A 10,986-nucleotide genomic window follows, 5' to 3' on the forward strand; every position below is an offset into this window, starting at 1 on the left:
CGGGGTCGGCCTCGTACGGGGTGTCATCGGGGCCCCAGGCGTAGGTGCCCGGCGCGTCCTTGGTGAGCGGCTCCCGCCACCACGAGGCCGTGACCGGCGCGGGCGGCGGCTGCGCGGCGGGCGGCGCGGGAGGTGCGGGCGGTGCGGCGGGGCCGGCGTGGCCCTTGGTCTGCGACCAGTAGACGGCGCCGGCCAAGGCGGCCAGCAGGACCAGGGAGAAGGCCTGGTTGCCGGCGCTGCCCAGCATCGACAGGAACAGCCCGCAGCCGACCAGGGTCACCAGGACCGCCGTCAGCGCCGTGCCCTCGACCCGCCCGGACAGCAGCCGGTGCGCCTCGCTCTCCCCCCGCTCGGCCCCCTCCACCGGCACCAGCAGCCATACGACGCCGTACGCGACCAGGCCGAGCCCTCCGGTCAGCGCGAGCACGCCGAGGACCACCCGGAACACCACCGGGTCGATGTCGAAGTACCGCCCGGCGCCCTCGCAGACGCCGGCGATCACCTTCCGGTCGCGGCTGCGTACCAGCCGCCGGGCGGGCGGCGTGTCGGTGACCGGCTCGGTGGTCTGTTCCGTCATGCCCCTATGGTGGCGGCCCGCGCCCCGCCGCGGCACCCGGCACAACCCTGGACCTCCCCTGAGCCTCCCTGACCGACAGTCCGGGGCAACCCTGATGCCGAACGGATGCCCGGCGTGTGACGATCGGGGCATGCCGCCAGCCGTCAGCCCGCCGACCGGGGTCTCAGGGGCCTCGTTCCTCCAGGAGCCGCCCGCGCCTACCGTGCGCAAGCTCTACCGCAGCTCCGAGGGCCGCATGGTCGGCGGCGTCGCCCGTGGCCTGGCCGGCCATCTGTCGCTGCCGGTGGCCTGGGTGCGGGTGGTCTTCGTCGTCCTGGCCACCATCCAGGGGCTCGGCATCCTGCTCTACGCGATCTTCTGGTTCGTCGTCCCGCTCGGCGTCGGCGGCGTCAACCCCGCCGAGGCCAAGGAGCCGCGCGACGCCCGCTCCTGGCTGGCCGGCCGCCGCCCCGACAAGGGCCAGATCATCGCCCTCATCGCCCTGGCCATCGGCTTCGGCATCCTCCTCGACAGCCTCAACCTCGGCCGCGCCAACGCCTACATCTGGCCCCTGCTCCTCATCGGCCTCGGCGTCGCCCTCGTCTGGCGGCAGGCCGACAACGCCCGCCGCGCCCGCTGGGTCGAGATGAGCCGCGGCAAGCGGTTCCTGCCGGTGGCACGCGGCGCGGCCGGCGTCATCCTGGTCGGCGTCGGCGTAACCGGCTTCCTGGTCGTACGCGGCTCCGCCAGCCACCTCGGCACCATCCTTCAGGCGGCGCTGGCGGTGCTGGTCGGCGTTGCGCTGATCACCGGGCCCTATCTCGTACGGATGACCCAGGACCTCTCCCTGGAGCGCCGCGAGCGCATCCGCGCCCAGGAGCGCGCCGAGGTCGCCGCCCACGTTCACGACTCCGTCCTGCACACCCTGACCCTGATCCAGCGCAACGCCGACGACCCCCGCGAGGTCGCCAAGCTCGCCCGCGCCCAGGAACGCGAACTGCGCGCCTGGCTCTACCGCCCCGAGGGCAACGGCAAGGACGACGAGCCCACCACCCTCGCCGAAGCCGTCCGCAGGGCCGCCGCCGAGGTCGAGGACGCCCACGGGGTGCCGGTCGAGGTGGTCTGCGTCGGCGACTGCCCCCTGGACGAACGGCTGGGCGCCCAGATGCAGGCCGCGCGCGAGGCGATGGTCAACGCGGCCAAGTACGGTGGGGACGAGCCGGTTCAGGTGTACGCGGAGGTCGAGGCGAGCAAGGTCTTCGTATCCGTACGCGACCGGGGCCCCGGCTTCGACCTGGACGCGGTGCCGGGCGACCGCATGGGCGTCCGGGAATCGATCATCGGCCGCATGCGGCGCAACGGCGGCGAGGCGCGGCTGCGCTCCGCTCCGGGCGGGGGCACGGAAGTGGAGCTCGAAATGGAGAGGTCGTCATGACGGATACGACAGCTACGACGGATACGACTGAACAGCGGCGCGTCCGGGTCGTACTGGTCGACGACCACCGGATGTTCCGCACCGGCGTCCAGGCCGAGATCGGCGAGACCGAGCGCACCGGCGTCGACGTCGTCGGAGAGGCCGCCGACGTCGACCAGGCGGTCACCGTCGTCACCGCCACCCGCCCCGACGTGGTGCTGCTGGACGTCCACCTCCCGGGCGGCGGAGGTGTCGAAGTCCTCAAGCGCTGCGCCCCGTTCATGGCCGACGTCGCGCAGCCGGTGCGTTTCCTGGCCCTATCGGTCTCCGACGCCGCCGAGGACGTCATCGGCGTCATCCGCGGCGGCGCCCGCGGCTACGTCACCAAGACCATCACCGGCCCCGACCTGGTCAACTCCATCTTCCGCGTCTCCGACGGCGACGCCGTCTTCTCCCCCCGCCTCGCCGGCTTCGTCCTCGACGCCTTCGCCTCCACCGACGCCCCGCCCGTCGACGAGGACCTGGACCGCCTCACCCAGCGCGAGCGCGAGGTGCTCCGGCTCATCGCTCGCGGCTACGCGTACAAGGAAGTCGCCAAGCAGCTCTACATCTCCGTCAAGACGGTCGAAAGTCATGTGTCCGCGGTCCTGCGCAAGCTCCAGCTGTCCAACCGCCACGAACTCACCCGCTGGGCCACCGCGCGCCGGCTCGTCTAGGCCCTGTCCTAGACCGGCCGCGTCGCCCCTGCGAAGGGCATCTGGTCGATCGGGGCGATGCGGACCGGGGAGCCGGGGTGCGGGGCGTGGATCATCTGGCCATTGCCGATGTAGAGGCCGACGTGGCTGACTCCCGAGTAGAAGAACACCAGGTCGCCGGGCTGTAGTTGGGAGCGCGAGATCCGCGTGCCCGCGTTGATCTGGGTGTACGTGGTGCGGGGGAGCGAGACGCCGGCGGCGCGCCAGGCAGCCCGGGTGAGGCCTGAACAGTCGTACGCGGAGGGGCCGGTGGCGCCCCAGACGTACGGCAGGCCGAGGGCGCTGTAGGCGAAGGAGACGGCCCGGGCGGCCCGTTCGGAAGGGGCAGCCGGGCCGTCGCCGGACAGGGCCGTACGGCCGGAGGCGCGGCCCGCGCGGGCGGTGGAGCCGTCGGCGGCGGTGACGGCGGCACGCTCTGCGGCGCTGAGGCGGTCCAGGACCTCCTTGGCGGCCTGAAGCTTGGCCTTGATGGTGCGCTTCTGGGTGCGGAGTTCGTTCTGCGCGCCGCGCAGGGTCGCGAGCTTGTCGTCGGCCTCGCTGCGTACCTGCTTGATCTCGCGCTGCTCGGAGGCGAGCGTCCGCAGGGCGGCGGACTGGCGGCCGCTGAGCTGGTCCACGAACTCGGCCCGCGCCAGGTAGTCCTCGGGGTTGGAGTCGAGGGCGAGCTGTACGGCGGGATCGATGCCGCCGGAGCGGTACTGCGCGGTGGCGATGGAGCCGAGGCGGTCCCGGGTGGCGTTGAGCCGCTCGGTCTTGCGGGCGAGCTCGTCCTGGAGGTTCTCGATCCGGGTGCGGGCGGTGTCGGCCTTCTCCTTGGCGCCGTTGTAGCGCTCGGTGGCGGCCTCCGCCTCCGCGTAGAGGCTGTCCACCTTGGCCTTGGCCTGCCCGGTGGTGAGCCGGGGTTCGGCCTGGCCGGACTCGCCGAACATCGAGACGGACGCGGCGCCGGCTATGGCGACCGTGGCTGCGGTGCGTGCGGTGGAGCCGGTGAACGAACGCTGCTTGGGCCTTCGGTGCGACGCCACGGACGCCTTCACTCCCTTCCTGGGCCCGCCGACCGATACGCGATCCGGCGACGGCCGCACGGGGAGCGACCGCCGCCGGATCCTCGGCGGGGGCGACCGGGCCGACGCTGACTCGCCGGCATGGGGATCGGCCACCTGGAGGAGGACGCTAAACCTGACTGTCGCCCGGAAGCGGTGAGGAGAGCGGGACTGCTCCCTTTCGGCCGGGAGGTGACCGGAGATGACCGCTGTTCGACGGGTGACCCGGATGCTTTCCGCCTCTTTGTGACCGATGTGGCGGTTGAGGCCTGCGTGGGTCGCAGGGGCTGCTACGGGAGTGGCTGGAAGGCGTGGTTAGGGTCGTGTGCCATGGACGTACTCATTCACTTCGTCGTCGGCCTCCACATCATCGGCATCGCCGCACTGCTCGGCGGCTTCTTCACCCAGCTGAAGGCCATGGGACGCGGCGAGGCCCGCTTCGTCCCCGCGATGCTGCACGGCGCGCTGACGATGCTGGTGACCGGCGCACTCCTCGTCGGCCTGAACCAGGCCGACGACCAGCCGGTGAACAACATCAAGATCGGCGTGAAGCTGGCCTTCCTGGTGGTGATCCTCGGCCTGGTCTACGTCAAGCGCGACGAGGAGCGGCAGCCGGCGGCGGTCTTCGGCACGGTGGGTGCCCTGACCGTCGCCAACATCTTCATCGCCGTGTTGTGGACCTGATTCCTCGGGATTCCTCGGTTCTTCGGGCTCAGGCCATGCGGGCGTAGCCGACGATCGGCATCTCACTGATCGGCGCGATCTGGACGACGCTGCCGGTGTGCGGGGCGTGGATCATCTGGCCGTTGCCGATGTAGAGACCGACGTGGGTGATGCCGGAGTAGAAGAACACCAGGTCGCCCGGCTGGAGGTCGGAGGACGAGACCTTGGTGCCGTAGCTGTACTGGGCGCTGGCGACGCGGGGGATGGAGACGCCGGCGGCGGCCCATGACGCCTGGGTGAGGCCCGAGCAGTCGTAGGAGTTGGGGCCGGTGGCGCCCCAGACGTAGGGCTTGCCGAGTTGGGCGCGGGCAAAGGCGATCGCCTTGGCGGCCTTGGTGGACGTCGAGGTGCTGCTGCTCGTGCTCGTACTGCTGCTCGTGCCGGCGGCCGCCTTCGCGGCGGCTTGCGCCTTCTTCGCGGCCGCCGCGTCCTGCTGCTTCTTCAGGGCCGCGAGCCGCGCCTTCTCCTGGGCGGTGAGGCTGTTCAGCAGCTTCTGGGCGGTCGTCAGCTTCTGCTGGACCGCCTTCTTCTCCTTGCTGAGCTCCTGCTGGGCGGCGTCCAGCTTCGACAGGCTGTCGACGGCCGTGCCGCGCTCCTTGGCGACCTCGATCTGCTGGGTGCGGAAGGTCTCCAGGGTCTGCTCGGTGCGGCCCGACATGCGGTCTGTGACGTGGGCGTTGTCGAGGAGCTGCTGCGGGTCGCTGGCCAGGAGGTACGTAATGGTGGTGTCCAGGCCGCCGGTGCGGTACTGGGCGGCGGCCAACTCGCCGAGCTGGTCCCGGGTGGCGTTGAGGTCGGCGGTCTTGCGGGAGACCTGGTCCAGCAGCTTGTCGGCGGTGGTGCGCTGCTTGTCGGTCTTGTCCTTGGCGGCGTCGTAGCGCTCGGTGGCGGCCTCCGCCTGCTGGTAGAGCTTGTCGACCTGCGCCTGGACCTTCTTGATGTCGACCGTGCTGCTGCCGGTGCTGGGTGCCGCGCTCGCGCTCTCCCCGAAGAGGGTGACCGTTGCCAGTGCGGCGGTCGTGAGCCCCACGGCCGCACGAGGGCCGGGGGCGGTGAGTATGCCGATGCGGGGCTTGCGGTGGGTCGCCAAGGCAGGCGGCTCCTTCCGTTGACCGCTTACCGGGTTAGCTGTCGGGTTCGGGCATCGGAAGGTCGCCCTACGGTCCGTACGAGTGGGTGTCCCGTACTCGTACTCGCGGACCGATTCACCCCAAGGTCGTCGTGCGTGGGTCCCCGGCTCCGGCTCGCGCCGGACTCAGCGAAGGCGGCCCGTGACGGCACGGTCGCCGCCGGGAGGGCGGGCCGCCTGATGCGGAACCGTAATCAACGCGAGTGGCGCTTGGGAAGGCTGATGTTCGATTTATCCCGAAACCAATTTGTGACCTTTTACCTTGCGCACAGGAAGCGTCGGTCGCTGTCAGCGCTACCGCCTAGACTCGGGAGGCGATGAGCAGCCTCTTTGACGACAGCTTCCTGGCCGACCTCGAGCCGACCGACGCGTCCCCGCCGCCGCCCGAGGACCATGTCCCGGAGCAGGTCCCGCACGACCTCTTCGGCGGCCGCTTCGACGCGCCCGTGGACCGGGACGCGTACTACCGGAACGGCGCCCACCGCCCGGTCGTGGACGCCGCCGCGCTGCTCGATGGGCTCAACGAGCAGCAGCGCGCCGCCGTCGAGCACGCGGGCGCCCCGCTGCTCATCGTCGCGGGCGCCGGCTCGGGCAAGACCCGCGTCCTGACCCACCGCATCGCCCACCTGCTGGCCACCCGGCATGTGCACCCGGGCGAGATCCTGGCGATCACCTTCACCAACAAGGCCGCCGGTGAGATGAAGGAGCGCGTCGAGCAGCTGGTCGGCCCGCGCGCGAACGCCATGTGGGTGATGACCTTCCACAGCGCCTGCGTACGCATCCTGCGGCGGGAGAGCAAGCGGCTCGGCTTCACCTCCAGCTTCTCCATCTACGACGGCGCCGACTCCAAGCGGCTGATGGCGCTGGTCTGCCGGGATCTGGACCTCGACCCGAAGCAGTACCCGCCGAAGTCCTTCAGCGCCAAGGTCTCGAACCTGAAGAACGAGCTCATCGACGAGGAGACCTTCGCCGCCCAGGCGGAGAACCCGTTCGAGAAGAAGCTCGCCGAGGCCTATGTGCTCTACCAGTCGCGGCTGCGCGAGGCCAACGCGCTGGACTTCGACGACATCATCATGACCACGGTCCACCTGCTCCAGGCCTTCCCCGACGTCGCCGAGCACTACCGGCGGCGCTTCCGCCATGTGCTGGTCGACGAGTACCAGGACACCAACCACGCCCAGTACACGCTGGTGCGTGAGCTGGTGGGGACCGGCGACGATGCCGCCGAGCTGTGTGTGGTGGGTGACGCGGACCAGTCGATCTACGCCTTCCGCGGGGCCACCATCCGTAACATCCTCCAGTTCGAGGAGGACTATCCGCAGGCCCGGACGATCCTGCTGGAGCAGAACTACCGCTCCACGCAGACGATCCTGACCGCGGCCAACGCGGTCATCGAGCGGAACGCCTCCCGCCGCCCGAAGAACCTGTGGACGGAGGCCGGCGACGGCCCGGTCATCACCGGCTATGTCGCCGACCAGGAGCACGACGAGGCCCAGTACATCGCCGAGGAGATCGACCGGCTCACGGACGCGGGGGACGCCAAGCCCGGCGATGTGGCCGTCTTCTACCGGACGAACGCCCAGTCCCGTGTCTTCGAGGAAGTCTTCATCCGGGTCGGCCTGCCGTACAAGGTCGTGGGCGGCGTGCGCTTCTACGAGCGCAAGGAGGTGCGTGACGTACTCGCTTATCTGCGGGTGCTCGCGAACCCCGAGGACACCGTCCCGCTGCGCCGGATCCTGAATGTGCCCAAGCGCGGGATCGGCGACCGCGCGGAGGCCATGCTGGAGGCGCTGGCGCTGCGGGAGAAGATCTCCTTCGCGGCCGCGCTGCGGCGGGTCGACGAGGCGTACGGCATGGCCGCCCGGTCGGCGAACGCCGTGAAGCGGTTCAACGAGCTGCTGGAGGAGCTGCGGACGATCGTGGAGTCCGGAGCGGGCCCCGCGACCGTGCTGGAGGCGGTGCTGGAGCGCACGGGCTACCTGGCGGAGCTGCAGGCGTCCACGGACCCCCAGGACGAGACCCGGGTGGAGAACCTGCAGGAACTCGCCGCCGTGGCCCTGGAGTTCGAGCAGGACCGCACGGAGGAGCAGCCGGGCACGCTGGCGGACTTCCTGGAGCAGGTCGCGCTGGTCGCCGACTCCGACCAGATCCCCGACGGCGAGGAGGGGGACGGTGGCGGTGTCATAACGCTGATGACGCTGCACACGGCGAAGGGCCTGGAGTTCCCCGTCGTCTTCCTGACGGGCATGGAGGACGGCGTCTTCCCCCACATGCGCTCCCTCGGCCAGGCCAAGGAGCTCGAGGAGGAGCGCCGGCTGGCATACGTCGGCATCACGCGGGCACGGGAGCGGCTCTACGTCACCCGGTCCACGATGCGCAGCGCCTGGGGCCAGCCCTCGTACAACCCGCCCTCGCGCTTCCTGGAGGAGATCCCGGAGACGCTGATCGAGTGGAAGCGCACCGGCGGCTCGTCGGCTCCCTCGGCTTCCGCCGCCGCCTCGGCGGCCGCGGCCTCGGGGATCTTCTCGTCGTCCCGGTCGAAGGGCGGCCCGAGCGGCTTCGCCACGCGCCGGGTCGCGAAGGACCGCCCGGTGGTGGCGCTGGCGGTCGGCGACCGGGTCACGCACGACACCTTCGGGCTGGGCACGGTCGTCGGGGTGAAGGGCGCCGGGGACTCGGCGGAGGCGACGGTCGACTTCGGCGAGGAGAAGCCGAAGCGGCTGCTGCTGCGGTACGCGCCGGTGGAGAAGCTCTAAGAGCTCGCGCAGATAGGCGCGGTGGTGGTACCTCGACTGCAAGGCAGGCACAGGTCCTGGTGATCATGGAGTTGCGACGCTCTGTGATCACCGGGGAGACCTGTGCCTGTGCTGCCATCATGGCTGACCGAACCACTTTGGGGTCAATTCGCGGCCTTGCTGCCCGAGCGGCCGGAGTACCACCCGGACCATCCGCTGGGCTGCCACCGCCCCCGCATCAGTGACCGGATCGTCTTCGACAAGATGCTGCAGCTCCTGCGATTCGGCTGCTCCTACCAGGCGATCGCCGACACGACCTGCTCGGCCACCACGATCCGCAACCGCCGCGACGAGTGGATACGACAGGGCGTCTTCGCCCGGCTCAAGCAGATCGCGCTGGATTCCTACGACCGGATCGTCGGCCTCGTCCTCGACCAGATCGCCGTCGATGGGTCGATCACCAAGGCTCCCGGAGGCGGCGAGGCCGCTGGGCGCTCCCCGGTCGACCGCGGCAAACAGGGCCTGAAACGCTCCGGCATGACGGACGGTTACGGAATTCCGCTGGGCCGCGTCCTGGCCGGAGCCAACCGCCACGACTCCCCCCTGCTCGCGCCGACCCTGGACCGCCTGGACGACCTGGGACGTTGCCCGACGACATCACCGTGCACCTTGACGCTGGCTACGACTCGGACACCACCCGCACCCTGCTCAGCGAACGCGGCCTGCACGGCCGTATCGCGCACAAGGGTGAGAAGGCGCCGATCCAGGCAAGCCAGAGGTGGCACGTAGAGCGCACCCACGCCTGGCAGAACGCCTTCCACCGCCTTGCCCGCTGCTACGAGCGTCGGGCTACCGTCATCGACGCTTTCTTCGACCTCGCCGATGCCATCATCACCGTACGTAGCCTGATCCGTCGGGCATGGACGACCCACCGCTGGGAGGACCGCCCCACCCGGCGACCATGACCAGCCCCCTGTGCGCCGGGGCTTGCGCGGCCCGAGACTGGACACCTGTGATCGACGCATTGCGGGAGGCCCTGGCCTCGCGGGGGCGTTCCACCTCGGCTATGTGGAGGACGCGCGTTGGCGGGCTTGATCGTATCCCGCACACAAAAAATGGTGAGCCGTCAGCGAACGGAAACATAGCCGCCAGGGCGGCCGTGCAGGCTGGGGGCATGGATGTGATTGAGGTACTGCCGAGGCTGCGCATGCTCCGCTTCCCGGTGGGGGCGGCCTATCTGTGGCGGGACGACGACGAGCTGACCCTGATCGACACCGGGACAGCGGACTGCGCGGCGAAAATCGAGGAAGTGCTGGACGGCAAACTGCGGCGGATCGTGCTGACGCACTGGCACGAGGACCATACGGGCTCGGCCGCCGAACTCGCCGCCCGACACGGCGCGGAGGTGCTGGCACATCGGCTGGAGGCGCCGGTGATCCGGGGCGAGGCGGCCGGAGCGCCGCCGATACTGGAGGAGTTCGAGGTGCCGATCCGGGCGGCCCTTCCGCCACTGCCGCCGGCTCCGCCGTGCCGGGTGGACCGGGAGGTGGAGGACGGCGATGTGCTGGAGTTCGGCGACGGGGCGGTGGTGGTCGCGGTGCCCGGGCATACGGACGGGTCGATCGCGCTCCACCTGCCCGGGCCGAGGGCGCTGTTCGCCGGCGATGCGGTCGCCAACGTCGGCCGGACCATGCTGGGTGTCTTCAACACCGACCGCGCCCGGGCCGTCGAGTCGCTGCACCGGCTTGCCAAGCTGGAGATCGACACCGCGGTCTTCGGGCACGGTGACCCAATCTCGCACGGTGCGGCGGCCGCCCTGCAAGGAGCAGCCGCCTCAGCGGTGTGACGAAGGTCAGCTCATCGGGAGGCTGCGCGGTTTGATCCCGGAGGCCCAACGGCATCGTTGTCCAAACCCCAGCGCCATGATGACAGCGCAGCACAGGTCCGAGGGTCACAGAGCGTTGCAACTCCGTGATCACGGACCTGCGCCTGTCCCGTCTGCTACCGGCTCCACCACCGCGCCTATCTGCGCGGCCTCTAAGCTTGAGATTAAACCGGTGAAGATCGTTTAGCCGATGTGGTGCTCTTGACCTCTGCTGTTGGTTGGTGCTGATTGTTTGCTGGTGGGGTGGTCTTCCTCTTCCCGACTGGGTAGCGGGTACGGGGTGGCCGGGTGGTGCCTTTCGGGCGGCCGGGGTCTGCGGTTGCGGGTTTTGGTCTTCTGGCGGGGGTGCCGATCGTGCGCCGTAGGTGACGAAAACCTCGGCGGACACGGCCTGGTGTCATCGGCTGGTCGGCGGGGATGGATCGTTCCCACGGGCGTCGCAGGTCACGCGTGAGGGTGCGGACGAAACGGAGTTGGGCGTGTGCTGCCAGGATCAGCCAGGTCCAGCGCTCGCCCGCGACGAGCCGGCGGTGCCTTGCCCGGCACACGATCTGCACGTTCACGCTGCGGCGGTAGTTCTTCGACTTCGCCGTGAGGTGGTGGTCGTGGACGGGGGTGAGGGTGCCGTCGACGAGCCACAGTTTGCTCCGGTGGGTCGGCGGCGGGCCCGGGAGTTGCGCGAGCGGTTCGGCGAGGCGATCCATGACGCGGTGCACCGCGGAGTCGGAGATGCCGAACAATGCCGC

The 10,986-nt window shown here is 70.3% G+C and carries 8 protein-coding genes, 2 pseudogenes and 1 riboswitch; of the genes and pseudogenes, 6 read left to right on the forward strand and 4 right to left on the reverse strand.

Features of this window, described 5'->3' with window-relative positions; translation table 11 throughout:
* Window positions 1–577, reverse strand: a 577-nt coding sequence (locus EFK10_RS11675) for a PspC domain-containing protein (RefSeq protein ID WP_127355660.1), incomplete at its 3' end; no start/stop codon positions are given.
* 130 nt (window positions 578–707) lie between these two features.
* On the opposite strand from EFK10_RS11675, the gene EFK10_RS11680 reads away from it, so the two are divergent.
* Complete coding sequence (locus tag EFK10_RS11680) at window positions 708–1,991, forward strand: ATP-binding protein (protein ID WP_206305411.1); 1,284 nt, start codon at window positions 708–710, stop codon at window positions 1,989–1,991.
* Entirely contained in the window at window positions 1,988–2,686 is a 699-nt protein-coding gene (locus EFK10_RS11685; RefSeq protein WP_127355662.1) for a LuxR C-terminal-related transcriptional regulator, read from the forward strand. Before EFK10_RS11680 ends, EFK10_RS11685 begins: the two co-directional genes overlap by 4 nt.
* An 8-nt stretch (window positions 2,687–2,694) precedes the next feature.
* Here the strand turns inward: EFK10_RS11685 and EFK10_RS11690 are convergent, their stop codons facing one another.
* Window positions 2,695–3,750: a C40 family peptidase gene (locus tag EFK10_RS11690; RefSeq protein ID WP_127355663.1), complete on the reverse strand. Its 1,056-nt coding sequence runs from the start codon at window positions 3,748–3,750 to the stop codon at window positions 2,695–2,697.
* A gap of 348 nt (window positions 3,751–4,098) precedes the next feature.
* Here EFK10_RS11690 and EFK10_RS11695 point away from each other — a divergent pair, with 348 nt between their 5' ends.
* Window positions 4,099–4,452, forward strand: a complete 354-nt coding sequence (locus tag EFK10_RS11695) for a hypothetical protein (protein ID WP_127355664.1) — start codon at window positions 4,099–4,101, stop codon at window positions 4,450–4,452.
* 28 nt (window positions 4,453–4,480) lie between these two features.
* Here EFK10_RS11695 and EFK10_RS11700 read toward each other — a convergent pair whose 3' ends face one another.
* On the reverse strand, window positions 4,481–5,581 hold the full coding sequence (locus EFK10_RS11700) for a C40 family peptidase (protein ID WP_127355665.1): 1,101 nt from the start codon (window positions 5,579–5,581) through the stop codon (window positions 4,481–4,483).
* An 8-nt stretch (window positions 5,582–5,589) separates the two neighbouring features.
* A riboswitch (cyclic di-AMP (ydaO/yuaA leader) is annotated at window positions 5,590–5,762 on the reverse strand.
* 175 nt (window positions 5,763–5,937) lie between these two features.
* On the opposite strand from EFK10_RS11700, the gene pcrA reads away from it, so the two are divergent.
* From pcrA to EFK10_RS11715, 3 genes and pseudogenes are all read left to right on the forward strand, one after another.
* Window positions 5,938–8,376 carry a DNA helicase PcrA gene (gene pcrA / locus EFK10_RS11705; protein WP_127355666.1) on the forward strand — a complete coding sequence of 813 codons (2,439 nt, stop codon included), beginning with the start codon at window positions 5,938–5,940 and terminating at the stop codon, window positions 8,374–8,376.
* Window positions 8,377–8,478: 102 nt separating this feature from the next.
* Window positions 8,479–9,320, forward strand: a pseudogene (locus EFK10_RS11710) (IS5 family transposase).
* 209 nt (window positions 9,321–9,529) lie between these two features.
* Complete coding sequence (locus EFK10_RS11715; RefSeq protein ID WP_127355667.1) at window positions 9,530–10,201, forward strand: MBL fold metallo-hydrolase; 672 nt, start codon at window positions 9,530–9,532, stop codon at window positions 10,199–10,201.
* A 203-nt stretch (window positions 10,202–10,404) separates the two neighbouring features.
* Here EFK10_RS11715 and EFK10_RS48590 read toward each other — a convergent pair.
* Window positions 10,405–10,986 (reverse strand): annotated as a pseudogene (locus EFK10_RS48590) (hypothetical protein); the annotation flags it as partial.

The sequence above is a fragment of the Streptomyces soli genome (genome assembly GCF_003999195.1).
In the GTDB taxonomy this organism is placed as follows: Bacteria; Actinomycetota; Actinomycetes; order Streptomycetales; family Streptomycetaceae; genus Actinacidiphila; species Actinacidiphila soli.